The organism is Variovorax sp. LjRoot130 (assembly GCF_964253755.1).
Lineage (GTDB): Bacteria > Pseudomonadota > Gammaproteobacteria > Burkholderiales > Burkholderiaceae_C > Variovorax.
Genome location: NZ_CAXURM020000001.1, coordinates 875,001 through 896,897 on the forward strand (window position 1 = coordinate 875,001; position 21,897 = coordinate 896,897).

Sequence of the window (21,897 nt, forward strand, 5' to 3'; positions counted from 1 at the left end):
GTTGCTACATTTAGTTGGGCACTCTAGTGAGACTGCCGGTGACAAACCGGAGGAAGGTGGGGATGACGTCAAGTCCTCATGGCCCTTATAGGTGGGGCTACACACGTCATACAATGGCTGGTACAAAGGGTTGCCAACCCGCGAGGGGGAGCTAATCCCATAAAACCAGTCGTAGTCCGGATCGCAGTCTGCAACTCGACTGCGTGAAGTCGGAATCGCTAGTAATCGTGGATCAGAATGTCACGGTGAATACGTTCCCGGGTCTTGTACACACCGCCCGTCACACCATGGGAGCGGGTTCTGCCAGAAGTAGTTAGCCTAACCGCAAGGAGGGCGATTACCACGGCAGGGTTCGTGACTGGGGTGAAGTCGTAACAAGGTAGCCGTATCGGAAGGTGCGGCTGGATCACCTCCTTTCTGGAAACAAGCCACTTAAATTGAACGCCCACACTTATCGGTTGTTGGAAGATGTCGAGTCTTCGACATGGGTCTGTAGCTCAGCTGGTTAGAGCACCGTCTTGATAAGGCGGGGGTCGTTGGTTCGAGCCCAACTAGACCCACCATTCCTTCCGATAGTCTCGTGAGGACCCGGGGGATTAGCTCAGCTGGGAGAGCACCTGCTTTGCAAGCAGGGGGTCGTCGGTTCGATCCCGTCATCCTCCACCATACACCGGTAGTTTGAAATTCAACACCAAAGAGGCTTTGTGCGTGAGCATGAGGCTTCTTTGTTGTTGATCGAGATCTCTTGATCAATCGGCTGTTCTTTAAAAATTCATAGAGTCGAATCAGCGTTGCTGATGGAAACTGCACATTCGTAAAGGTTTAGTGCAGACCGTGCCATCAGCGACATGAATTTTTGATTGCGTCAAATGAACTTCAATTTCGAGTCAAATCGAAAGTATGAAGACGGCATAACGCGTCAGGTGAAAGACCTGACATATTCCTTGAAATGATTTTGGTTTCTGTGAAGAAACGTCAAAGTTATAGGGTCAAGTGAATAAGAGCACGTGGTGGATGCCTTGGCGATGATAGGCGACGAAGGACGTGATAGCCTGCGATAAGCTTCGGGGAGCTGGCAAATTAGCTTTGATCCGGAGATTTCCGAATGGGGAAACCCACCGAAAGGTATCGCATGATGAATACATAGTCATGCGAGGCGAACCGGGTGAACTGAAACATCTCAGTAGCTCGAGGAAAAGACATCAACCGAGATTCCGAAAGTAGTGGCGAGCGAAATCGGAAGAGCCTGTTAGTGATAGCACAAGACTTAACGGAACAGCTTGGAAAGGCTGGCCATAGCGGGTGATAGCCCCGTACGTGAAAAGACCTGTGTGGTACTGAGCTAACGACAAGTAGGGCGGGACACGAGAAATCCTGTCTGAATATGGGGGGACCATCCTCCAAGGCTAAATACTCATCATCGACCGATAGTGAACTAGTACCGTGAGGGAAAGGCGAAAAGAACCCCGGGAGGGGAGTGAAATAGATCCTGAAACCGCGTGCTTACAAAAAGTCGGAGCCTCGTAAGGGGTGACGGCGTACCTTTTGTATAATGGGTCAGCGACTTACATTCAGTGGCAAGGTTAACCGAATAGGGAAGCCGTAGAGAAATCGAGTCCGAATAGGGCGTCCAGTCGCTGGGTGTAGACCCGAAACCAAGTGATCTATCCATGGCCAGGATGAAGGTGCCGTAACAGGTACTGGAGGTCCGAACCGACTAGTGTTGCAAAACTAGCGGATGAGCTGTGGATAGGGGTGAAAGGCTAAACAAACTTGGAAATAGCTGGTTCTCTCCGAAAACTATTTAGGTAGTGCCTCAAGTATTACCGTCGGGGGTAGAGCACTGTTTTGGCTAGGGGGTCATGGCGACTTACCAAACCAAGGCAAACTCCGAATACCGACGAGTACAGCTTGGGAGACAGAGCACCGGGTGCTAACGTCCGGACTCAAGAGGGAAACAACCCAGACCGCCAGCTAAGGTCCCTAAAATTGGCTAAGTGGGAAACGAAGTGGGAAGGCTAAAACAGTCAGGATGTTGGCTTAGAAGCAGCCATCATTTAAAGAAAGCGTAATAGCTCACTGATCGAGTCGTCCTGCGCGGAAGATGTAACGGGGCTAAGCCAGTTACCGAAGCTGCGGATTTGCAATTTATTGCAAGTGGTAGGAGAGCGTTCTGTAAGCCTGTGAAGGTGCGTTGTAAAGCGTGCTGGAGGTATCAGAAGTGCGAATGCTGACATGAGTAGCGTTAAAGGGGGTGAAAAGCCCCCTCGCCGTAAGCGCAAGGTTTTCTACGCAACGTTCATCGGCGTAGAGTGAGTCGGCCCCTAAGGCGAGGCAGAGATGCGTAGCTGATGGGAAACAGGTCAATATTCCTGTACCGATGTGTAGTGCGATGTGGGGACGGATCTTAATAGGTCATCCGGGTGTTGGATATCCCGGTTTAGTTGGAAGTAGGCGATGGGTAGGCAAATCCGCCCGTCATATACCGAGGCCAACGATCGAGCCAGCTTGCTGGTGAAGTGACTGAACGAGGTTCCAGGAAAAGCCACTAAGCTTCAGCTACACACGACCGTACCGCAAACCGACACTGGTGCGCGAGATGAGTATTCTAAGGCGCTTGAGAGAACTCAGGAGAAGGAACTCGGCAAATTGACACCGTAACTTCGGAAGAAGGTGTGCCCTATTAGTGTGAAGTGAACAACGGAGCATGAATGGGTTGCAAAAAATCGGTGGCTGCGACTGTTTATTAAAAACACAGCACTCTGCAAACACGAAAGTGGACGTATAGGGTGTGACGCCTGCCCGGTGCTGGAAGATTAAATGATGGGGTGCAAGCTCTTGATTGAAGTCCCAGTAAACGGCGGCCGTAACTATAACGGTCCTAAGGTAGCGAAATTCCTTGTCGGGTAAGTTCCGACCTGCACGAATGGCGTAACGATGGCCACACTGTCTCCTCCTGAGACTCAGCGAAGTTGAAATGTTTGTGATGATGCAATCTCCCCGCGGAAAGACGGAAAGACCCCATGAACCTTTACTGTAGCTTTGTATTGGACTTTGAACAGATCTGTGTAGGATAGGTGGGAGGCTTTGAAGCAGGGTCGCTAGATCTTGTGGAGCCAACGTTGAAATACCACCCTGGTGTGTTTGAGGTTCTAACCTAGGTCCATTATCTGGATCGGGGACAGTGCATGGTAGGCAGTTTGACTGGGGCGGTCTCCTCCCAAAGCGTAACGGAGGAGTTCGAAGGTACGCTAGTTACGGTCGGACATCGTGACGATAGTGCAATGGCATAAGCGTGCTTAACTGCGAGACTGACAAGTCGAGCAGATGCGAAAGCAGGACATAGTGATCCGGTGGTTCTGTATGGAAGGGCCATCGCTCAACGGATAAAAGGTACTCTGGGGATAACAGGCTGATACCGCCCAAGAGTTCATATCGACGGCGGTGTTTGGCACCTCGATGTCGGCTCATCTCATCCTGGGGCTGTAGCCGGTCCCAAGGGTATGGCTGTTCGCCATTTAAAGAGGTACGTGAGCTGGGTTTAAAACGTCGTGAGACAGTTTGGTCCCTATCTTCCGTGGGCGCTGCAGATTTGAGGAAGCCTGCTCCTAGTACGAGAGGACCGGAGTGGACACACCTCTGGTGTATCGGTTGTCACGCCAGTGGCATTGCCGAGTAGCTAAGTGTGGAAGAGATAACCGCTGAAAGCATCTAAGCGGGAAACTCGTTTCAAGATGAGATCTGCCGGGGCCTCGAGCCCCCTGAAGAGTCGTTCAAGACCAGGACGTTGATAGGTCGGGTGTGGAAGCGCAGTAATGCGTTAAGCTAACCGATACTAATTGCTCGTGCGGCTTGACCCTATAACTTTGATCTACGATCAAGGTGTTATGCCAAGTTGACGCATTCAAAACACTCAAAGCTGATTCCAAACTCTATGAATTCGTTGTATTGACCCAGTCAATGCAACAACCCTTTATGCCTGATGACCATAGCGAGGTGGTCCCACTCCTTCCCATCCCGAACAGGACAGTGAAACGCCTCAGCGCCGATGATAGTGCGGGTTCCCGTGTGAAAGTAGGTCATCGTCAGGCTCTTACAGCCCCAAAAAGCCCAACCAGAAATGGTTGGGCTTTTTGCTTTTGAGTATTCCAAAAGCAATGAATGGTTACTTGTTTCGGACTTCCGTCTCATCGGCAAAGGCGGCTCCGGCCTTGACCAATTCCGCAAGAACCTCAGCGCTCAACTCATCGAGGGACGACGAGGCAAAGAAGCGCGCACGAATGACGTCGAAGTAAGGTGTGCTTCGAGCCCAGTTTTTCCATTCGTCGACGCTCGTCGTCTGCAGTTCCAGCAGCTTGAATTTCATGAGCACCTTGAGCGCATGTCGGGCGTGCTTGACGGGATCACGCGATAGAGCCTCAAGCCTGCGCCGCGCCAATGAAAGCGCTTCCGCCACCTCGCTGAAGACGCCCCCATGGCCCGGGATCACGCATACCGGATCCAGCGCTTCGATCAAGTCGAGGGTGGCAGCCACCTCATCGAAGGACGGCTCCCCTGCCAACTCGGGAAACACGATGCCGAAGCCGTTCTCCCAGAGCGCATCGGCCGAGATCAGGGTGCGTGAGCCGGGCTCGAACAGGATGATCGAATGCGGGTCGTGGCCCGGCGCGGCATGCACCTGCCAAGCCAGGTCACCCAGCACCACATCCCGGCCCGGCGCCAGAAGACCGTCGAAGCGAAAGCGAGGGCACTGCTGCCCGGTCGCCCGATAGCTCAGCGCATCCTCATCCCAGATTTGCACCAGAGATGCCTCTCCCGGCGGAATGAAGGTACGCGCCATGGGATAACGCCGCTGCAGCGCCGCGTTGCCGCCGCAGTGGTCGCTGTGCAAATGCGTGCTCAGCACAAGGTGGAGCGGCCGGTCTCCGAGCGCGGCCTCGACCAGCGCCAGTGTCTGGCTGCAATGCGTCGCGTAGCCGGTGTCGACCAAGGCCGTCTCGTCACGGCCCACCAAGAGGATGTTGTTGGACGAAAGCCATCCGCGCTCAAAAACCTGGAGCTGCGCCGGCAGACCAGCGGCCGCGCTCAAGCCGTCGCGCCTGGTCGCAGCTGGCGCCGGAGGACCTTCCCGACATTCGTCTTTGGCAGACTCTCTCGAAACTCGATGTGCTTCGGACGCTTGTAGCCGGTCAGCTGATCATTGCAGTAGCGCATCACGGTCTCCTCGGTCAGCAAGTGATCCTTGCGGACGACGAAAACCTTGATCGCCTCGCCCTGCTTCTCGTCCGGCACCCCGATCGCCGCGCACTCGACAACGCCGGGGCACAGCGAGATGACATTTTCCAATTCGTTCGGGAACACGTTGAACCCGCTCACCAGAATCATGTCCTTCTTGCGATCGACGATTCGGCTGTAGCCGTCTTCCTGCATCACCGCGATGTCGCCGGTCCGCATAAAGCCGTCGGCGGTGAATGCCGCCGCGGTCTCGGCCGGCTGGTTGTAGTAGCCGGTCATGACGTTGGGCCCCTTGATGCACAACTCTCCCGCCTCTCCCGGGGGCAGCGAGCGGCCTTCGTCGTCCTTGATGGCGATTTCGATGCTGGGCAGCGGCAACCCGATGGTTCCGGTGAACGCGGTGTTGGAGACCGGGTTGTTGGTCCCGATCGCGCAGGTCTCGCTCATACCCCAGCCTTCGATCATCGGGCAGCCCGTGGCTTCGAACCACTTGCGGGCTGTGCCCTCGGACGCCGCCATGCCACCGGCCTGCGAGACAAAGAGCGTCGAGAAGTCGATGGTCTTGAACTGCGGGTGCATCAGCAGGGCATTGAACAAGGTGTTCACCGCCGGCAGCATGTGGAAGGGTCGCTTCTTGAGCACGGCGATGAACTTGTCGAAGTCGCGCGGGTTGGGGATCAGCGTCAGGTGCGAGCCCTGGCGGATCGCGAGCAGGCACAGCGTCAGCGCGAAGATGTGATACAGCGGCAGCGCCGCAATGCTGTTGACCTTGGACAGATCGCCCGCCCGTTCCAGTGCGGGCGTGAACCAGGCTTCGGCCTGCAGCGTCGCGGCGACGATGTTGCGATGGGTCAGCACCGCGCCCTTCGACAGCCCCGTGGTTCCACCGGTGTATTGGAGGAAGGCGATCGAGTCGAGCGTGCTGGGGTCCGGGGCCAGCGTACGCCCCTTGCCCTCGGCCATGACCTGGGGAAAGGGCGTGACGGTGCGCCCGTTGTCCAGCGGTAGCTTGTATGGCGGAACCATCTTGGCGAGATGCCGCACGGCCACCGTGATCCAGGTGCCGTAAAGGCCTCCGAGCAGATCGCCCATCGAGGCGACCACCACGTGCTTCAAGGGCGTCCGCTCGATCACCTGCTCGAGCGTCGCCGCAAAGTTCTCGAGGATGACGATCGCCGTCGCACCCGAATCCTTCAGCTGGTGTTCGAGCTCGCGCGCCGTATACAGCGGGTTGACGTTGACGCAGGTGTAGCCCGCGCGCAGCACGCCGCACATCGTGACGGCGAACTGCGGCACGTTGGGCAGCATGATGGCCACGCGCGCGCCGGGCTCCAAGCCACGCGACTGCAGCCATGCGCCCATCGCCTTCGACAGCGCGTCGAGTTCGCCATACGACATCCATCGTTCCATGCACACCGAAAACGGCCGCTCGGCGTAGCGCGTGAATGATTCGTCGAACAGCTGCCCCAGCGAGCGGTACTGCTCGGGATGGACTTCGTGCGGCACGCCGGCCGGGTAGTTCTTCAATATGGATGACTGCATGCGATCTCCTTTGGCGCGGATTGTCGAAGCGGGTCCGCCCTTGCCGCCAGCGGGCTTGTCCTAGGGTGGCGCCCGATCTGTCGCGCATGCGATAGTCGGCCGCATGGTTGCGCGTCTCCAGCAGTGTCTTGTGCTCGGTGGTCTTCTTGTCGCGATCGCCTGGGCGAGCTTCTGGTGGAGCCGGTCGCCGCTCGTGGCTGTGCTCAGCCTCATCGCGTTGACCTGTACCCACACGACCGTCCTTGCGATCGAGTTCGTGGCGAGCTACCGCATCAACGGCCGCGACCCTCTTCCCCGCGCCCGAGTGCCCCAGTGCATCGGGGCGTGGCTGGCCGAGAGCTGGCTCGCGCCTCGCGTTTTCTGCTGGTACCAGCCCTTTCATTCGCGTGCCGTGCCTGATCACCTGCCGGCCAACGGTCGAAGGGGCGTGGTGCTGGTCCACGGCTTTCTATGCAACCGCGGCTTCTGGAGCCCCTGGTTGCGCGAACTGCGCGCCGACGACCGTGCCTTCGTTGCGGTCGATCTCGAGCCTGTCTTCGGCTCGATCGACCACTATGCACAGACCATCGACGACGCGATCCTGCGGGTGACTGCAGCGACCTCCCTGCCGCCGATGCTGATCTGCCACAGCATGGGTGGTCTGGCCGCCCGAGCCTGGCTGCGCGACGCCGATCCAACGCGCGTGCACCGCATCGTCACCATCGGCACGCCGCACCGCGGCACCTGGCTCGCGCGCTTCGGCCGCACGGTCAATGGGCGCCAGATGCGAGTGGGAGGCGATTGGATGCAGAAGATCGAAGGCGAGCGGGCCAGCACGCGGCAGGTTTCCTTCACCTGCTGGTACTCGAACTGCGACAACATCGTCTTTCCGACGTCGAACGCGACGCTGCCCGGCGCCGACAACCGTCTCGCCGACGGGCGTGCGCATGTGGAGATGGCCTTCGATTCCAGGTTGAGGCGCGAGACCCTGGCCCTGCTCGCGCGCTGAAGCGCGCCGGGAAAACAGCTAGGCCGTGGATTCGCCCGGCAGCAGCACGCCAGCCTCGATGTCGGGCTGCATCGCGAGTTCCTGGTAGAGCGGCGTGAAGTCCGGCGCCGTCAGTTCGAACAACTGGGCAAAGCTGTCGATGACGAAGTAGGTGCTCTGGTAGCTGTCGATCTTGTAGCGGGTGCGCATGGTGCGCAGCAGATCGAGCGGCAGCCGGTAGGGCTCAGGGCTGCGTACCGCGTGCCTCAGCTCGCCGACCGAGCTCAGGACGCCCGCGCCGTAGGCGCGCAAGCCGTCCGGCTGGCGAATGAGCCCGAACTCGACCGTGTACCAGTAGAGCCGCGCAAGCTTCTCGCCGGCGCCCAGCTCGTGCGCCTTGATGCCGCCCTGGCCGTAGCGCTGCACATAGTCGGCGAAGGACGGATCGAAGAGCATCGGCACATGGCCGAACAGATCGTGGAACACGTCCGGCTCGACGATGTAGTCGAACTCTTCGGGCTTGCGGATCCAGTCCGTCACCGGGAACTTGCGGTTCGCGAGCAGCGTGAAGAAGGGCAACTCGGGGATGAGTCCGGGCACTGCGACGACTTCCCAGCGCGTCGCCTTGTAGAGCCGCTCGTTGATCTCCTCGAAGCGCGGAATGCGGTCCTTCACGCCGAGCGAAGGCAGCGACGCGATGAAGGCATCGCAGGCGAGGCCCGGCAACTGTGCGGCTTGGCGTTCATAGAGACGCCGGTAGGTGTCGTGGTCGGCCGGCGTGTAGCTGGCCCAGTCCTGCGGGCAGGTGTAGTCGGCGAGAACGGCGCCGCCGCGCGAATAGTCGCCGCGCGGCGGGCGCTCCGATTGACCGTAGACGGCGGGCATGACCGCACCTGTTGGCGTCTCCATGAAAAGCTCCGATGTTTTCTTACTTGAGCCAGCGGTCCATCACGCGCTGGAACTCACCGCCCGCTTGCGACAGGTGCAGCCATTGGTCGACATAGGCCTTGAAGGCCATGTCGTCGCGCGGCAGCATCCAGGCCATCTCGCCGTATTGCAGCGGCTTGTCGGGATTGACGGCGCACAGACCCGGCTTCAGCTTCTGCTGGGTGATGGCCTCGGCAGATTCGGTCACGAAGACGTCGGCGCGGTTCGCGAGCAGCTCGTCGAAGATCGTCACGTTCTCGCCGTGCATCGTGAGCTTGGCGCGCTTGAAGTTGGCGCGCGCGAAACGCTCGTTGCTGCCGCCCGGGTTGAAGATCACGCGCACTTCCGGCTTGTCGATGTCGGCGACGCTCTGGTACTTGGCGACGTCCGCGCAGCGTGCGATCGGCGTCTTGCCGTTGACCATGTAGGGCGCGCTGAAGAAGGCACGCTTCTGGCGCTCGGTCGTCACCGACACGCCGCCCACGGCCAGATCGCACTTGCCGGCCGCAAGATCGGGCAGCAGATTGGCCCAGGTCGTCTTGACCCATTCCGGCTTCGCATTGAGGCTGGTGCTGAAGCTGGCCATCAGGTCGACATCGATCCCTTCGTAGCTCGCATCCGGCTTCTGGAAGCTGAAGGGCTTGTAGTCGCCCGGCGTGCAGATGCGAAGCACGCCAGCCTTTTGCACCGCGTCGAGATGCGACGAGGCCGCGCCCGCACGCTGCTGCGGATTCATGGCGCAGCCGCCGAGGACGAGGACCGCGGCTGCGATCCATGACGAGCGAATCCAAAAGGTCTGACGCATTCCGCGCTCCTGTGTGTGATGGGGCGGCTATTGTGCGGCGGCCAGCACACCACGGCGCATCTGGTCGAGCTCGATGCTCTCGAACAGCGCCTTGAAGTTGCCGTTGCCGAAGCCGTCGTCGCCCTTGCGCTGGATGAACTCGAAGAAGATCGGGCCCAGCTGGTTCTCGCTGAAGATCTGCAGCAGCAGCGCGTCCTTCTTGCCGTCGATCAGGATCTTGCGCTTGTGCAGGTCCTCGACGTTTTCGCCGTGGCCCGGAATGCGCTTGTCCACCAGTTCGTAGTAGGTGTCGATGGTGTCGAGCAGCTTGACGCCGTTGGCGCGCAATGCGTCGACGGTCTTGTAGAGATTGTCCGAGCCCATTGCGATGTGCTGGATGCCTTCACCGTGGTAGAGGTCGAGGTACTCCTGGATCTGGCCGGCCTGTTCCTTGCCTTCCTCGTTGATCGGGATGCGGATCTTTCCGCACGGGCTGGTCATTGCCTTGCTCTTCACGCCCGTGACCTGGCCTTCGATGTCGAAGTACTTGACCTCCTTGAAGTTGAACAGGCGCTCGTAGAAGTCCGCCCACTCGTTCATGCGGCCGCGATGCACGTTGTGCGTCAGGTGGTCGATGTAGGTCAGACCGTTGCCCTCGGGCGCCAGCGCTTCGATCGCGCTGAGGCCGGGCAGGGCTTCGAAGTCGACGTCGTAGAAGCCGATGTTGCCGATGTCGCCGAACTGCGCGCCGTTCTTGCCGCGCCACCGGTCGACCAGGTAGATCAGGCTGTCGCCGATGCCCTTGATCGCCGGAATGTTGAGCTCGCCCGGGCCGGCCTTGTCGGCAAAGCCCCAGGCGCCGAGCGCGATGGCGCGCTCATAGGCGGCCTTGGCGTCCTGCACGCGGAAGGCGATGGCGCAGACGCTGGGCCCGTGCTGGCGCGCGAAGCGCTGGGCAAAGGAGTCCGGCTCGGCGTTCACGATGAAATTGATCGTGCCCTGGCGGTACAGCAACACGTTCTTGTGACGGTGCTTGGCCACGGCCTTGAAGCCCATGCGCTCGAACACCTGGCCCATGGCGGCCGGATCGGGTGCGGCATATTCGATGAATTCGAAGCCATCGGTGCCCATGGGATTCTCCCAAGGGGTGAAGGCGGGGGCGTCGGCGGTGCTCATGGGCTTGTCTCCAATGGAAGGCGAGAGGATGGGAGGGCGGGATTCAGTGTCGCGCCGCGCATGCGCAGCGTCCGTGTTGAACTGTAAAAGCGCCAGTCATCATGATTTCAGCGTTATTGCGCCTGCTGCGCGGCTTAAACGCAAGAAAACTGCGAAAATACAGAAATGGACGCACTCGACAAGCAAGATCGTATTATTCTGCGCACCCTGCAGATTGACGGACACGCCACCTACGACCAACTGGCCGAAGAGGTGAGCCTCTCGCCCAGCGCCGTGCTGCGGCGGGTCAAGCGCCTGGAGGAAAGCCGCGTGATCGACCGCTATGTGGCGCTCGTGAAACCCGAAGCGGTCGGCCTGGGGCTCACGGCTTATCTCAATGTCCGGCTCGAAAAGCACACCGAGAGCCACAAGCGCAACCCCATGGACCTGTTCCGCGCCAGCGTCCAGACCTGGCCCGAGGTGGTCGAATGCGCCGCGCTGACGGGCGAAATGGACTACCTCCTGCGCGTGGTCGTCGCCGACATGGCGCACTACAGCCGTTTCATCATGGACACCTTGCTCAAGCACCCCAGCGTGCAGGACTGCAAGACCAGCTTCGTGCTCGACCGCGTCAAGGCGACCACTGCTGTGCCCGTGTAACAACATATTGGTTGCGTGCACCCCACGGGATTGGTATTCGTTTACCAATGACCTACTTTTTCGTCCCTATGGTCTTGTTGGTTAGGGGAAAACCCTTATATTGAATGCATGCTTACCGCCAAGGCACTCCTCAAAGCCTCGCTTGGCCTCGGCTCTTTCCTGAAAGCGCCGATGGTTGAGACCCAGCCACGCGCCGCCGCGCCCGCACCCGTCATGGTGCCGATCCGCTCGATCGGCCCACGCGAGCGCGACCGCATTGCGCAGCATCTTCTTGCTCTCAAGCCGCACGATCGCTACCTGCGTTTCGGCTATGCAGCCTCCGACGAGCAGGTCCAGCGCTATGTCGACGGCCTGGACTTCGACCGCGACGAGCTGTTCGGCATCTACAACCGTCGTCTCGACCTGATCGCGATGGCCCATCTCGCGTTCGCCCCGGCAGACCAGCACAAGGATTGCGCCGAATTCGGGGTTTCGGTGGCCGAACATGCGCGCGGGCGCGGCTACGGTGCGCGGCTCTTCGAACGCGCGGTGGTGGTCGCGCGCAACGAAGGCGTCGGCATGCTGTTCATCCACGCGCTGAGCGAGAACGCCGCCATGCTCAAGATCGCGCGCAATGCCGGTGCGACCGTGGTGCGCAGCGGCTCCGAGTCCGAGGCGCACCTGCAACTGCCCGATGCGACCTTTGACAGCCGCATGAGCGAGATCGCGCTGGAACATTACGCCGAAGTCGATTTCCAACTCAAGACGCGTGCCAAGCAGTTCTGGGCTTTTCTCGCCAGCGTGCAGGAAATCCGCAGCGGCGTGCGCGCCGCCCGCGACCAGTCCTCGCCCTGAACGGGGCCATACCGGGGGAGGCACGTGCTTCTTCCGGTATCCTTGTGATCCCCCAACTCCGCCCTCCCGCAGTGGCCGACCCTCACCCTGAACGCGCGCCCGTCGAACGCGAAGACAAGCGCAGTTTTCTGCAGAAGCTCGCCGAATTCATCCATCCGGGCCCCGACTCGCGCGACGAGCTGATCGAAACGCTCGCCGATGCCGAGGACAACGATGTGATCGGCGCCGAATCGCGCGTGATGCTCGAAGGCGTGCTCCGCATGGCAGACATGACCGCCGGCGACGTGATGGTGGCGGCGCCGCGGATGGACCTGGTCAACATCGACGCGCCCTACGACGCGCTGCTGCACCTCGTGATCGACACCGCGCACTCGCGCTTTCCGGTGTACGAGGGGGAAAAAGAAAACATCATCGGCATCCTGCTCGCGAAAGACCTGCTCAAGCTGCAGCGCGCGCCGGGCCTGAACATCCGCGCGCTGCTGCGGCCCGCCACCTTCGTGCCCGAGAGCAAGGGCCTGAACGATCTGCTGCGCGAGTTCCGCGGCAACCGCAACCACCTCGCGATCGTGATCGACGAGTTCGGCCGCGTGGCAGGCCTCATCACCATCGAGGACGTGCTGGAGCAGATCGTCGGCGAGATCGAGGACGAGTTCGACATCGCAGAGGACGAGGGCGACATCTTCGGCCTGGCCGACCGCACCTACCGCGTCTCGGGCGACACGCCGATCGAGCGCGTGGCGGAGGCCTTCGGCATCGTCTTCGACGAAGAAGTGCTGAGCGAAGACTTCGACACCATCGGCGGCCTGATCGCGCACGAGATGGGTCATGTGCCCAAGCGCGGCGAGCACTATGCGCTGGGCGCCTTCGACTTCGTCGTGCTGCACACCAAGGGTGGCGCGGTGCGCTGGTTCAAGGTCTCGCCCGCACGCGGCGACGACGCGACCGATTGAAAACGCTCGCGCGCGCGCTGGGCTTCGGCATCGCGGGGCTCGCGCAGGCCGCGTCGATTGCGGCCCCCTGGAACGGGCAGCCGCTCTGGTGGCTGCAGCTGATCTCGCTCGCGGCGCTGGCCTGGCAGCTCGATGCGCTGCGGGCTCGCACCAGCCCGCGCCCTTCGTGGCGCAGCGCAGCCTTCTACGGCTGGCTGTTCGCGACCGCCTGGCTCTGCGGCACTTTCTGGTGGCTCTTCGTCTCGATGCACACCTACGGCGGCCTCGCTGCGCCGCTCGCTGCGCTGGCGGTGCTTGCGCTCTCTGCGGCGCTGGCGCTGTACTACGCCGCGGCCTGTGCCTTCTTCGTCGCGTTCGCACCGGCCAGCCGGGCGTACGCGGCCGCGCTGTTCGCGGCCCTGTGGACCCTGGCCGAGCTGTTGCGCAACAGCTTGTTCACCGGCTTTCCGTGGGGTGCCGGCGGCTACGCGCACGTCGACGGGCCGCTTGCCGCCTATGTGCCCTGGCTCGGCGTCTACGGCGTCGGCATGCTGGCCGCGGGCATCGCGACGCTGGCAGCCCTGTTGCTTCGCCATGCGCGCGGCCGCGCATTGGCGGCGCCGGTCGCCGTGGCGCTGGTGCTGCTTTGCGCGCCCGCTCTCATCGGCGCGGCACGCGGCGAAGCCGATGAGGCAGCACAGTCGCGCGGCCGCCTCGGCCTCGCGCTGCTGCAAGGCAACATCCCGCAGGACGAGAAATTCATTCCAGGCGGCGGCATCGCGACCGCGCTGAGCTGGTACGGCGAGCAGCTGCAGAGCGCGACCGCATCGCTCGTGATCACGCCCGAGACTGCGCTGCCTCTGCTGCCTTCGCAATTGCCGCCCGGTTATCTCGATGCGATCGCTGCGCGCTATGCGAACGGCAAGCAGGCCGCCATCGTGGGCCTGCCCTTGGGCGATGGCCGGCTCTACACCAACACCGTGCTGGGCTTCGGCCCGGGCCAGGGCACACCCTATCGCTACGACAAGCACCACCTCGTGCCCTTCGGCGAATTCATTCCGGGGATGTTCCGCTGGTTCACCGAGATGATGAACATCCCGCTCGGCGACTTCAAGAGCGGCGGCCTCGCGCAGCCGCCCTTCGCGTGGCAGGGCCAGCGCATCGCGCCCAACATTTGCTATGAAGATCTGTTCGGCGACGAGATCGGCGCGAACTTCCGCGACGAAGCCAGCGCGCCCACCATGCTGCTCAACGTGAGCAACATCGCCTGGTTCGGCGACAGCATCGCGATCGACCAGCACCTGGCCATCTCGCGCATGCGTGCCCTCGAGTTCCAGCGGCCGATGGTGCGCGCCACCAACACCGGCGCCACCGTCGTCATCGACCACCGCGGCCGCGTCACGCATGCGCTGCCGCGGCTCACGCGCGGCGTGCTGGTGGCAGAGGTCGAAGGCCGCACCGGACTGACGCCCTATGCGATGTGGGTCTCGCGCTTCGGCCTCTGGCCGCTGTGGGGGCTGGCGCTGCTGATCGTGGCGGCGAAGCTGCTGCTCAGCCGGCGACAGGCCAGTCGCGCAACTTCCCGGGGTTGAGCAGGCCCTGCGGGTCGAAGCGCTTTTTCATTTCGATCACCTCGGGCGGCAGCGGACCGCCGGCCTTGCCGTCCTCGACGATGTTGACGTGAGGGTTGTTGATGTGCACGCCGCGCTCGCGGTGCAGGCGGATGATCTCGTCGAGCCGCTCCTCGGTCGTGAAGCGCACCAGCTGCAGCCCGCTGCAGGTCATCAGGCCTGCGGCAGTGCGCAGGAACTCCAGGTGCATCATGACCTCGCCCGCGAACAGCTGCTCCATCTCGGCGACTTGCTGCACATGCTGTCCCGGCGTGAAGCCGCTTTGCAGATAGGTCAGGTTCTTGTCGACCTTGAGGGCATGCAGCGTCGTGTGGTTCCAGGTGAACTCCATCAGCGTGCGGTTGCTCTTCCACACCTCCTCGGCCGTCTTGCGGTAGCTCACCGTGCCGCTGTGCGCTTCAACGAGTTCCAGCATCGGCGCCTCGCAGGATTCGGCCACCAGAGAGAGCACCGCATGGCAGCCCTTCGGCAGATGCTCGGCCAGCTGCGCCAGGTGGTCCGGCACCGGGCTTCCGAAGAAGGCGACCTCGCGTTTGACGATCCCCGGTGCATGGGCGAGTGCATCGGCAAAGGCCAGCGCCTGGTCGAAGGACTCGAAGACGACCAGGCTCTCCAGCCACGGATGGGCCGGTGCCAGCCCCACCTCAAGCTCGAGCACCAGCCCGTTGGTGCCCCACAGGTGGTGCATGCGCAAGGCTTCCGCGCCGCGCAGCTCGACGACCTGCGGTTCGGCCTCGATCGTCATCGCGCGCAGGCCCAGCACGTTGCCGGTGGCGCCCAGCGGCCCGTAGTTGATCGAACCCACGCCGCCGAAGCCGCCGCCGAAGAGCCCGCCCAATGTCGCGCTGCGGTAGGTGGAGGGCACGCAGCGCAGTTCCTGGCCCGAAGGCCGCGTGTGCTTCTCGAGCTCGCCGAGCCGGATGCCCGCCTGTGCGCGCGCCACGCCGGGGCGCACCCATTGCATGGCGTTGTAGCCCGTCATGTCGAGCACCACGCCGCCTGCGAGCGGCGTGGTCTGGCCGTAGTTGCCGGTGCCGCTGCCGCGGATCGTGATCGGCACGCCGCGGCGCGCGCAGGCGCTCACCACCGCACGGATCTCGTCTTCGGTGCGCGGGCGCACCACGGCATCCGCGCGCTTGTCTTTCAGCTGGCGCTGCAGCACCGGGCTGAACCACGAGAAGTCCTGCGAGAGCCGGGCGATGCGGTTCTCGTCGGTGATCCAGTCGAGTTCGGGCAGTTCCAGATGCAATTGCTCGATGGCGGATGCGGGCGCGTTCATGAAGAAATCAGTCTTGTGAAAGTTCGCTCGCGTGCCAGGAGCCGAGCGCGAGCTTGGTGAGCCAGGCCATCAGCACGAACAGCGCGACGCCGGTCAATGAAATCAGGAGCAAGGCCGCGAACATGCGCGGGATGTTGAGCTGGAAGCCGGCCTGCAGGATCTGGTAGGCCAGCCCCGCGCCGGAGCCGCCGGTGCCCGCCACGAATTCGGCCACGACGGCGCCGATCAGCGCCAGGCCGCTCGAGATGCGCAGCCCGCCGAAGAAGTAGGGCAGCGCGCTCGGAATGCGCAGGCGCACCAGCTGCTGCCAGCGCGTCGCACGGTTGAGCTTGAAGTAGCTTTGCAGGTCGGGCTCGACGCTGCGCAGGCCGAGCGTGGTGTTGCTGATGATCGGGAACAGCGCGACCAGCGCCGCGCACACCACCATCGCCGCGGTCGGGTTCTTGACCCAGATGATGATGAGCGGCGCCACTGCGACGATCGGCGTCACCTGCAGCAGCACGGCATAGGGAAAGAGCGCGGTCTCGATGCGCTTGCTCTGCACGAAGAGGAAGGAGATCAGCACGCCCGCGATCGTGGCCGCCACGAAGGACAGGACGGTGATCTTCAGCGTGACGAGCAGCGCGTTTCCGAGCGGCACCCAGTCGGCGATGAGCGTCTTCATCATCAGGTAGGGCGAGGGCACGAGGTAGGGCGGCAGCTCCATGGCCGTGACCAACCCCTGCCACAGTGCGAGCAGCACCACGCCCACCAGCACCGGATACAGCACGCGCTGCGCGCGCGGCTGCTGCAGAAGAGGCAGCCGCGCGCTCAAACCGCGGACTCCTCGTGCGTGCCATTGCTGGCGCGCAGCAGGCTGTCCTGCAGCCGCTTCGCATAGCGACTGAACTGCGGCGAGACCATGAAGTCGGCGCTGCGCGGATAGGGCTCCTCGATCAGGACCTGCTCGACCACGCGGCCCGGCCGCGCCGCCATCATGATCACGCGGTTCGACAGGAACACCGCCTCGTGGATCGAGTGGGTGACGAAGATCACGGTCAACTTTTTCTTGCGCCAGAGGTCGAGCAGCTCGGCATCGAGCTTGTGGCGCGTGATCTCGTCCAGCGCGCCGAAGGGCTCGTCCATCAGCAGCAGGTCGGGCTGGGTCACCAGCCCGCGCGCGATCGACACGCGCATCTGCATGCCGCCGGAGAGCGCGCGCGGCAAAGCCTGCGCGAACTTGTCCAGGCCCACCAGCTCGAGCGCCTCCGCGACGCGGGCGTCGGCCTCCTTGCGCGGCACGCCGGCCAGATCCAGCGGCAGGCGCACGTTGCTGCGCACGCTGGCCCAGGGCATCAGCGTCGGCGACTGGAACACGAAGGCCATCTTGTGGGCGCAGCTGTGGAGCTCGGCCACCGGCTTGCGCCACAGCAGGAGGCGGCCGTCGCTCGGCTCCAGCATGCCGGCCACCATCTTGAGCAGCGTGCTCTTGCCGCAGCCCGAGGGGCCCAGCAGCGTGACGAACTCGCCTTCTGCGATGGCGAGGTCCACCGGCAGCAGCGCCTGAGTGCCGTTGGGGTAGGTCTTCTCCGCCGAGAGCACCTCGACCGCGGGCGTGGCGGGTACAGCGGGTGCCGCGGGCGGCGCGAGGACGGCGGGCTCGATGCGATTCATGACGATGTCAGGGCAGGACCTTGGCGTCCTTCACGAACTCGGTCGTGTAGGTCTTCGCGATCTCGACCTTGGCCGGGTCGAGCAGCTTGGCGGCGACCAGGAAGTCGTAGCTCGCCTTGGCGCGCGCATCGGTGATCACGCCGATGCCCATCGTCGCGGCATCGCCGCCGGTGACCATGCCCATCTCCTTGAGCTTGGCGACGCTGTAGGCCAGCTGGTCGTCGGTCATGTTGGGGTTGTCCTTCTTGATCAGCACGTTGGCCGGCGCCGGGTCGGCCAGGTAGCTTTTCCAGCCCTCGGCCGAGGCCTTGACGAAGGCCGCCACCTGCTTGCTGCGCTCCTTCACGGTCTTGTCCATGCACGACACCGTGGTCGCGTAGGCCGGAAAGCCGTGGTCGCTGAACATCAGCACGGTGCTCTTCACGCCCGCCTTCTGGATCGCATAGGGCTCGGAGGTCAGGTAGCCCTGCTGCGCGGTGTTCTTGTCGGCCACGAAGGGCTGGATGTTGAAGGTGTAGGGCCGCGTCTGCTCGTCGGTGAGGCCGAACTTGGCCTTCAGCCAGGGCCAGTAGCCGCGGTTGGCCTGCGAGCCGATCAGGATGGTCTTGCCCTTCAGGTCCTCGAACTTCTTGACGTCGTCGTGCGCGATCAGCACCTGCGGGTCTTTCTGGAAGAAAGCCGCCACGTTGACCACCGGCACGCCGCCTTCGCGCACCTGCATCATCTGGATGTCGCTCGAGCCCATGATGCAGTCGGCCTGGCCGGCGGCCATCATCTGCGTGATGTTGACCTGCGGGCCGCCCATCTTGATGGTGACGTCCAGCCCGTACTTCTTGTAGATGCCCTGCGCGACTGCCTGGTAGAAGCCGCCATGCTCGGCCTGCGCATACCAGTTCGTCATGTAGGTGAACTTGTCCTGGGCTTGCGCCGGGGCGGCGACAGCGAAGGCGAGGGCGGCTGCGGCAGCCAGTTGACCGAAGCGGAAAGCAGGATGGTGGCGCATGGTGTGGACCTCTCTCGGTGGGAAAAAAAGAACGATGGAAACGGGCGCTCTATGCAAGTAGCGGGCCTCAGGCAATGGGCTGGAAAGCGGACTGGATGAAGCCCTGCTGGTGCCCGCGCTCCCAGGTGGCTTCTTCGCGCACCACCCAGCGCAGCGCGTAGAGCTCGGTCAGCGCCTGCACCCAGCTCGCGGCGAGCGTGTCGAGGATCTCTTCGCCCTGTTCGCGCGTGGCGCTGGTGGGGTCGCCGATCACGCCGCTCGGGCCGAAGTCGCGCGCGGTCCAGGCGCAGGCCGGGCGGCCGTCGGCCGACAGCAGCTTGATCGGGAAGGGCGGCGGAAAGTTGGCCGCGGCACGTTCCATGTGCACCGTGTCGGGCGCGAGCGCGAGCATCAGCGCGGTCTCGGAATGGCCGGCATGCATCGACAGCTTCTTTTCCTGTTCGCTGATTTGGCTGCTCGAGGCATTGGGCAGGCGCGAGACGCCGTGCGGCACGACCACGAAGTCGCCATGGCGCAGGCGCAGCTCGCGCGCGGCCATCTCCAGCACCTGCGGCTGGCCGCCGTGGCCGTTGGCGAACAGCAGCTTGCGAAAGCCGGCGCGGTAGACCGACTCGCCGATCTCGGTCACGGTCGAGAGCAAGGTGGTGCCGGTCAGCGTCATGGTGCCGGGAAAGTGCAGGTGCTCTTCCGATTTGCCGTAGGTGATGGTCGGCAGAGCGAAGGCGCGCACCTCGGCCGGCAGGCGCTCGAGCGCCTTGCCCATCACGCCGGAGGAAATCACGCTGTCGACCGAACAGGGCAGGTGCGGCCCGTGCTGCTCAATTGCGCCGCAGGGCAGCACGATCACCGTGTTCTCGCGGTCGGGCAGCGCGTCGATCTCGGTCCAGCTCAGGTAGGGCAGGAAGCGGTGGGGCGGGATGTAGCCGTGGAGCATGGGGCGTCCTGTGTGGGAAGAGGGGGGTGTGCTCAGGCGAAGCGCGCCATCGCGTCGCCGACGCGCTGCATGAAGCGTTTCCGCTGGGGCTCGGTCGCCACGTTCATGTGGTAGTGCGCGTGGTAGTCGACGCGCGCCTGCCGGCCGGTGAGGCGCGGCATGTAGCGCGTCACGATCTTGCGCGGCGGGTCGCCCATGTACCAGGCCACCCAGCGCGGGCGGCCGTAGGTCACGACGGCCGAGATGCGCTTGATGTGCGTCAGCATCGGTTTCACGTTGGCCGGGTCGCTGAGGTCGAAGGCCACGCCCGGCATGAAGAGGCGGTCGAAGTAGCCCTTGAGCATCGCCGGCAGGCCGAAGCACCAAGTCGGAAAGCAGAACACGATGCCCTCGGCCCACTGCAGCCGCTCGATGTAGGGCCTGAGCGGCAACTGGTTGCTCGGCACCTCGTGGTAGCCCAGGCGCTCCTCGCGCGAGAGCACGGGATTGAAGCCTTCGGCGTAGAGATCGCAATCGTCCACCTCGTGCCCGGCCGCGCGCAGGTTGCGCAGCACTTCCTGGTGCAGGGCGGCGTGGAAGCTGGTTTCGACCGGGTGGCAGTAGACGACGAGCACGCGCATGGGTGTTTGACCGCTTAATCAGAGCAAGTGGTCAGCTTATGCAAGCGACATGCCAGCGATCCCGCACCGAAAGAGGGAGTGGTCTTGCTCGTTGTGCCTTCCTTCGACAAGTGATACGGTCGAATTTCCGTCGTTCGCCTGAACGCACAACAAAGGAACATGCCGTGGGAGACCCGATGCGCCCGCTGCAACCTGGAGAACCCGCGCCCGAGTTCGCGCTTCCCGCGATCAATGTCGAAGGCGCAGTCTCTCTCGCCGACCTGCGTGGTCGCCCGTTCCTGATCGGCTTCTTCCGCGGGCTGCACTGCCCGTTCTGCCGGCGGCAGGTGATGCAGCTCGGTGCCCTGCAGCCTGCGCTGCGCGCCATCGGGGTCGAGACCCTGGCCGTGATCAACACGCCGCTCGAACGCGCCCGGCTGTACTTCCGCTACCACCCGACGCCGATCATGCTTCTGAGCGACCCGGATTGCCGCACGCACCAGGCCTTCGGCGTGCCGCACATCGAATTCCTGCCCGAAGGCAGCAGCGAGCGGTCCGAATGGCCTTCGCGTGCGAGCATGGCGGAATTCGAAGCCGCGCGCATCAACCCGACCGGCGAGCTGCCGGAACCGACGCAGCCGATGGCAAGCAACGCCATCCTCAACGCCATGGACGGCTTCGAGCTCGACGAAGTCGATACTGCGATCCTCGCGAACCACGCCACTCAGCTCGCCGGCCACTTCCTGGTCGATGGAGCCGGCATCGTCGCGTGGGCACAGATCGAGGCGCTCGACGGGCCCAACAGCCTCAGCATCTTCCCGAGCGCGGCGCAGATCATCGCCGCCGCCGGCAGCCTGTGATGCTGACGAGGCGCGGCCATGGTCAAGGAAAGCAACCGGTGGATGGAAGCCTCGGATGTCATTCCGATGTTCCCCAGCCTGGTCTGGAAAATCCAGTTCGAGGCCGGCTTGCGCGACGCGCTGGCACGAAGCATCCTCGCAGCGCTGGCCGACATGCGGCGCGGCCTGCCGCCGCTCGAAGCCGGCCGCGGCTGGCAGTCGGGGCAGGCCCTGCATGAACGCGAGGACTTTCGCGAGCTGGTTTCGTGTGTCCGTCGCGGCGTCACGAGCATCCTGCGATTTCTGCGATTTCTGCGAATCGGCGATGCCGCCTTCGAGATCACGGCCTACTGGGCCACCGTGCTGGCCAAGGGCGCCGCACACAAGATTCACAGCCACCCCAACAATTTCCTGAGCGGTGTCTACTACGTGTGCACCCCACCGGGCGCCGACGCCATCAACTTTCATGACCCGAGGCGTCAGACCGCCGTCATCAGGCCCCCGGTCGTGGAACTGACTGCTGACAACACCGACCAGGTGGTGGTCAAGGTGCGCAAAGGAACGCTTCTGATGTTTCCCTCCTTCCTGGAGCACTCCGTCGATGCCAACCTGAGCGAAGAAGAACGAATCAGCGTCAGCTTCAACGTGATGTTCTCTTCGTTCACGCAGCAGTTGAGCAAGCCGCTCTGGTAACACCAACCGGGAGATCCTGATGGACGACGAGACACTCAACCTCAGCATTCGCAAGTTCCTCAAGATGGTCGGCGTCAGCTCGCAGCGCGAAATCGAGCAGGCGGTGGCGAAGGCCGTCGCCGCCGGCACCGGCGCCGAGACCTTTGCTGCCACCATGACCCTGGAGATCCCGGCGCTGGGGCTCAAGGTCGGGTTCGACGGCGACATCAAGCTGAATTGAGCGTCCGCCGCCG

The 21,897-nt window shown here is 62.9% G+C and carries 19 protein-coding genes, 2 tRNA genes and 3 rRNA genes (1 of these 24 cut by a window edge); 13 read left to right on the plus strand and 11 right to left on the minus strand.

The window, feature by feature from the left end; genetic code table 11:
* The 5 genes from ACSQ86_RS04395 to rrf form a co-directional block, all read left to right on the plus strand.
* A 16S ribosomal RNA gene (locus ACSQ86_RS04395) occupies nucleotides 1-417 on the plus strand (it extends 1,118 nt beyond the left edge of the window).
* 69 nt (nucleotides 418-486) lie between these two features.
* A tRNA-Ile gene (locus ACSQ86_RS04400) sits at nucleotides 487-563 on the plus strand.
* A 27-nt stretch (nucleotides 564-590) separates the two neighbouring features.
* A tRNA-Ala gene (locus tag ACSQ86_RS04405) sits at nucleotides 591-666 on the plus strand.
* Nucleotides 667-987: 321 nt separating this feature from the next.
* A 23S ribosomal RNA gene (locus tag ACSQ86_RS04410) occupies nucleotides 988-3,860 on the plus strand.
* Nucleotides 3,861-3,978: 118 nt separating this feature from the next.
* Nucleotides 3,979-4,091, plus strand: a 5S ribosomal RNA gene (gene rrf / locus ACSQ86_RS04415).
* The 16S, 23S and 5S rRNA genes sit together here with 2 tRNA genes alongside, the layout of an rRNA operon.
* 74 nt (nucleotides 4,092-4,165) lie before the next feature.
* Here rrf and ACSQ86_RS04420 read toward each other — a convergent pair.
* Both ACSQ86_RS04420 and ACSQ86_RS04425 read right to left on the minus strand, forming a co-directional pair.
* Nucleotides 4,166-5,089, minus strand: a complete 924-nt coding sequence (locus ACSQ86_RS04420) for an MBL fold metallo-hydrolase (protein ID WP_436308540.1) — start codon at nucleotides 5,087-5,089, stop codon at nucleotides 4,166-4,168.
* Nucleotides 5,086-6,777 (minus strand): AMP-binding protein, encoded by a 1,692-nt coding sequence (locus tag ACSQ86_RS04425; RefSeq protein WP_436308541.1) that lies wholly within the window; start codon nucleotides 6,775-6,777, stop codon nucleotides 5,086-5,088. The genes ACSQ86_RS04420 and ACSQ86_RS04425 overlap by 4 nt, the downstream gene beginning before the upstream one ends.
* Nucleotides 6,778-6,880: 103 nt before the next feature.
* On the opposite strand from ACSQ86_RS04425, the gene ACSQ86_RS04430 reads away from it, so the two are divergent.
* Complete coding sequence (locus ACSQ86_RS04430; protein WP_436308542.1) at nucleotides 6,881-7,765, plus strand: esterase/lipase family protein; 885 nt, start codon at nucleotides 6,881-6,883, stop codon at nucleotides 7,763-7,765.
* Nucleotides 7,766-7,783: 18 nt separating this feature from the next.
* Here ACSQ86_RS04430 and phhA read toward each other — a convergent pair whose 3' ends face one another.
* From phhA to hppD, 3 genes are read right to left on the minus strand one after another with little or no spacing between them, the layout of a single operon-like run.
* On the minus strand, nucleotides 7,784-8,653 hold the full coding sequence (gene phhA / locus ACSQ86_RS04435) for a phenylalanine 4-monooxygenase (RefSeq protein WP_436308543.1): 870 nt from the start codon (nucleotides 8,651-8,653) through the stop codon (nucleotides 7,784-7,786).
* Between the two features lie 19 nt (nucleotides 8,654-8,672).
* The gene (locus ACSQ86_RS04440; RefSeq protein ID WP_093109450.1) at nucleotides 8,673-9,476 is read right to left on the minus strand and encodes a transporter substrate-binding domain-containing protein; all 804 of its coding nucleotides are present in this window, start codon (nucleotides 9,474-9,476) and stop codon (nucleotides 8,673-8,675) included.
* A 27-nt stretch (nucleotides 9,477-9,503) separates the two neighbouring features.
* Nucleotides 9,504-10,631 (minus strand): 4-hydroxyphenylpyruvate dioxygenase, encoded by a 1,128-nt coding sequence (hppD, locus tag ACSQ86_RS04445; RefSeq protein ID WP_093109451.1) that lies wholly within the window; start codon nucleotides 10,629-10,631, stop codon nucleotides 9,504-9,506.
* Nucleotides 10,632-10,796: 165 nt separating this feature from the next.
* Between hppD and ACSQ86_RS04450 the strand changes: the two genes are divergently transcribed.
* The 4 genes from ACSQ86_RS04450 (at nucleotide 10,797) to lnt (ending at nucleotide 14,625) form a co-directional block, all read left to right on the plus strand.
* Nucleotides 10,797-11,270 carry an Lrp/AsnC family transcriptional regulator gene (locus tag ACSQ86_RS04450; RefSeq protein WP_093109452.1) on the plus strand — a complete coding sequence of 158 codons (474 nt, stop codon included), beginning with the start codon at nucleotides 10,797-10,799 and terminating at the stop codon, nucleotides 11,268-11,270.
* Nucleotides 11,271-11,378: 108 nt separating this feature from the next.
* Nucleotides 11,379-12,104, plus strand: coding sequence for a GNAT family N-acetyltransferase (locus ACSQ86_RS04455; RefSeq protein WP_436293819.1), 726 nt, complete (start codon nucleotides 11,379-11,381; stop codon nucleotides 12,102-12,104).
* A 71-nt stretch (nucleotides 12,105-12,175) separates the two neighbouring features.
* Entirely contained in the window at nucleotides 12,176-13,054 is an 879-nt protein-coding gene (locus tag ACSQ86_RS04460) for an HlyC/CorC family transporter (protein ID WP_093109454.1), read from the plus strand.
* The gene (gene lnt / locus ACSQ86_RS04465; protein ID WP_436308544.1) at nucleotides 13,051-14,625 is read left to right on the plus strand and encodes an apolipoprotein N-acyltransferase; all 1,575 of its coding nucleotides are present in this window, start codon (nucleotides 13,051-13,053) and stop codon (nucleotides 14,623-14,625) included. Before ACSQ86_RS04460 ends, lnt begins: the two co-directional genes overlap by 4 nt.
* On the opposite strand, the gene ACSQ86_RS04470 is transcribed toward lnt, so the two are convergent.
* The 6 genes from ACSQ86_RS04470 to ACSQ86_RS04495 form a co-directional block, all read right to left on the minus strand.
* Nucleotides 14,585-15,943, minus strand: a complete 1,359-nt coding sequence (locus ACSQ86_RS04470; RefSeq protein WP_436302823.1) for an FAD-binding oxidoreductase — start codon at nucleotides 15,941-15,943, stop codon at nucleotides 14,585-14,587. The genes lnt and ACSQ86_RS04470 overlap by 41 nt on opposite strands.
* Nucleotides 15,944-15,950: 7 nt before the next feature.
* Complete coding sequence (locus tag ACSQ86_RS04475; protein WP_093109457.1) at nucleotides 15,951-16,757, minus strand: ABC transporter permease; 807 nt, start codon at nucleotides 16,755-16,757, stop codon at nucleotides 15,951-15,953.
* Nucleotides 16,754-17,596 (minus strand): ABC transporter ATP-binding protein, encoded by an 843-nt coding sequence (locus ACSQ86_RS04480; RefSeq protein WP_436302824.1) that lies wholly within the window; start codon nucleotides 17,594-17,596, stop codon nucleotides 16,754-16,756. The genes ACSQ86_RS04475 and ACSQ86_RS04480 overlap by 4 nt, the downstream gene beginning before the upstream one ends.
* A gap of 7 nt (nucleotides 17,597-17,603) precedes the next feature.
* Entirely contained in the window at nucleotides 17,604-18,599 is a 996-nt protein-coding gene (locus ACSQ86_RS04485; RefSeq protein WP_244503970.1) for an ABC transporter substrate-binding protein, read from the minus strand.
* Between the two features lie 67 nt (nucleotides 18,600-18,666).
* Nucleotides 18,667-19,533, minus strand: coding sequence for a creatininase family protein (locus ACSQ86_RS04490; protein ID WP_093109459.1), 867 nt, complete (start codon nucleotides 19,531-19,533; stop codon nucleotides 18,667-18,669).
* 32 nt (nucleotides 19,534-19,565) lie between these two features.
* Nucleotides 19,566-20,153, minus strand: coding sequence for an NAD(P)H-dependent oxidoreductase (locus ACSQ86_RS04495; protein ID WP_436302826.1), 588 nt, complete (start codon nucleotides 20,151-20,153; stop codon nucleotides 19,566-19,568).
* A 176-nt stretch (nucleotides 20,154-20,329) separates the two neighbouring features.
* On the opposite strand from ACSQ86_RS04495, the gene ACSQ86_RS04500 reads away from it, so the two are divergent.
* Genes ACSQ86_RS04500 through ACSQ86_RS04510 form a run of 3 tightly spaced genes read left to right on the plus strand, consistent with a single transcriptional unit; the run spans nucleotide 20,330 to nucleotide 21,884 of the window.
* Nucleotides 20,330-20,992: a redoxin domain-containing protein gene (locus ACSQ86_RS04500; RefSeq protein WP_436302828.1), complete on the plus strand. Its 663-nt coding sequence runs from the start codon at nucleotides 20,330-20,332 to the stop codon at nucleotides 20,990-20,992.
* An 18-nt stretch (nucleotides 20,993-21,010) separates the two neighbouring features.
* Nucleotides 21,011-21,664 carry a 2OG-Fe(II) oxygenase family protein gene (locus ACSQ86_RS04505; protein WP_436302829.1) on the plus strand — a complete coding sequence of 218 codons (654 nt, stop codon included), beginning with the start codon at nucleotides 21,011-21,013 and terminating at the stop codon, nucleotides 21,662-21,664.
* A gap of 19 nt (nucleotides 21,665-21,683) precedes the next feature.
* Nucleotides 21,684-21,884 carry a DUF6494 family protein gene (locus ACSQ86_RS04510; RefSeq protein WP_093109463.1) on the plus strand — a complete coding sequence of 67 codons (201 nt, stop codon included), beginning with the start codon at nucleotides 21,684-21,686 and terminating at the stop codon, nucleotides 21,882-21,884.
* Nucleotides 21,885-21,897 lie beyond the last annotated feature (13 nt).

What these genes read in the sequence shown, in the direction of transcription:
- ACSQ86_RS04425 (WP_436308541.1), bottom strand. Translation starts at nt 6,777, where the DNA reads ATGCAGTCATCCATATTGAAGAACTACCCGGCCGGCGTGCCGCACGAA.
- ACSQ86_RS04430 (WP_436308542.1), top strand. Translation starts at nt 6,881, where the DNA reads ATGGTTGCGCGTCTCCAGCAGTGTCTTGTGCTCGGTGGTCTTCTTGTC.
- phhA (WP_436308543.1), bottom strand. Translation starts at nt 8,653, where the DNA reads ATGGAGACGCCAACAGGTGCGGTCATGCCCGCCGTCTACGGTCAATCG.
- ACSQ86_RS04440 (WP_093109450.1), bottom strand. Translation starts at nt 9,476, where the DNA reads ATGCGTCAGACCTTTTGGATTCGCTCGTCATGGATCGCAGCCGCGGTC.
- hppD (WP_093109451.1), bottom strand. Translation starts at nt 10,631, where the DNA reads ATGAGCACCGCCGACGCCCCCGCCTTCACCCCTTGGGAGAATCCCATG.
- ACSQ86_RS04450 (WP_093109452.1), top strand. Translation starts at nt 10,797, where the DNA reads ATGGACGCACTCGACAAGCAAGATCGTATTATTCTGCGCACCCTGCAG.
- ACSQ86_RS04455 (WP_436293819.1), top strand. Translation starts at nt 11,379, where the DNA reads ATGCTTACCGCCAAGGCACTCCTCAAAGCCTCGCTTGGCCTCGGCTCT.
- ACSQ86_RS04470 (WP_436302823.1), bottom strand. Translation starts at nt 15,943, where the DNA reads ATGAACGCGCCCGCATCCGCCATCGAGCAATTGCATCTGGAACTGCCC.
- ACSQ86_RS04480 (WP_436302824.1), bottom strand. Translation starts at nt 17,596, where the DNA reads ATGAATCGCATCGAGCCCGCCGTCCTCGCGCCGCCCGCGGCACCCGCT.
- ACSQ86_RS04485 (WP_244503970.1), bottom strand. Translation starts at nt 18,599, where the DNA reads ATGCGCCACCATCCTGCTTTCCGCTTCGGTCAACTGGCTGCCGCAGCC.
- ACSQ86_RS04490 (WP_093109459.1), bottom strand. Translation starts at nt 19,533, where the DNA reads ATGCTCCACGGCTACATCCCGCCCCACCGCTTCCTGCCCTACCTGAGC.
- ACSQ86_RS04495 (WP_436302826.1), bottom strand. Translation starts at nt 20,153, where the DNA reads ATGCGCGTGCTCGTCGTCTACTGCCACCCGGTCGAAACCAGCTTCCAC.
- ACSQ86_RS04500 (WP_436302828.1), top strand. Translation starts at nt 20,330, where the DNA reads ATGCGCCCGCTGCAACCTGGAGAACCCGCGCCCGAGTTCGCGCTTCCC.
- ACSQ86_RS04505 (WP_436302829.1), top strand. Translation starts at nt 21,011, where the DNA reads ATGGTCAAGGAAAGCAACCGGTGGATGGAAGCCTCGGATGTCATTCCG.
- ACSQ86_RS04510 (WP_093109463.1), top strand. Translation starts at nt 21,684, where the DNA reads ATGGACGACGAGACACTCAACCTCAGCATTCGCAAGTTCCTCAAGATG.